This window comes from Gluconobacter sp. P1D12_c (assembly GCF_018812105.1).
GTDB classification, from domain to species: Bacteria; Pseudomonadota; Alphaproteobacteria; order Acetobacterales; family Acetobacteraceae; genus Gluconobacter; species Gluconobacter oxydans_A.
In genome coordinates this window covers 1-455 of the sequence record NZ_JACSIQ010000451.1, presented here as the reverse complement: position 1 = coordinate 455, position 455 = coordinate 1, and the positions used below count along the sequence as shown (strand labels likewise).

At 39.3% G+C, this 455-nt stretch carries 1 protein-coding gene and 1 pseudogene; both read right to left on the bottom strand.

The window, feature by feature from the left end:
• Positions 1 to 9: 9 nt before the first annotated feature.
• Entirely contained in the window at positions 10 to 270 is a 261-nt protein-coding gene (locus tag KP705_RS17625; protein WP_215764835.1) for a hypothetical protein, read from the bottom strand.
• Positions 267 to 455: pseudogene (locus KP705_RS17620) on the bottom strand (hypothetical protein); the annotation flags it as partial. The gene KP705_RS17625 and the pseudogene KP705_RS17620, both read right to left, overlap by 4 nt.

Below are 455 nucleotides of genomic sequence, written 5' to 3'. Positions count from 1 at the left end.
CAGATATATTCAGAAAGCTTCTTTTTTTGTCGGTAATGGCACATTTGGCTGACCGACAAACCATTCGTAGAGTGAAGGATCACTCGGAAGGCGAAGTGTCTCTAGAAGCACTTCATTATCTCGCACTATAGAAAATTCAAAAAATTCATCTAAATTTTCATCATGTAATTCCTTAAGATTTTTCCAAATTTTCATAGTTTCTAAGTCGTTTGAATGAGAAATTATAAATGTATTTTGGCATGCAATATGGAATCGTTCGTTAGTTTTCATAATTTTCCTCCTTCTATAACTTCAAGATTAAATCCCGGCTTTGGTATTGTAGAAAGTTCTTCTTGTGTAGCACGACTACCTACTTCAGCAACGTGGCGGTTCATGTAGTAGCGGACAAGACCCGGCCCTCGCATACCGGCTACCTTTTCGCGCTCGGAGAAAATCGCACCGAACTTCACCAGTTC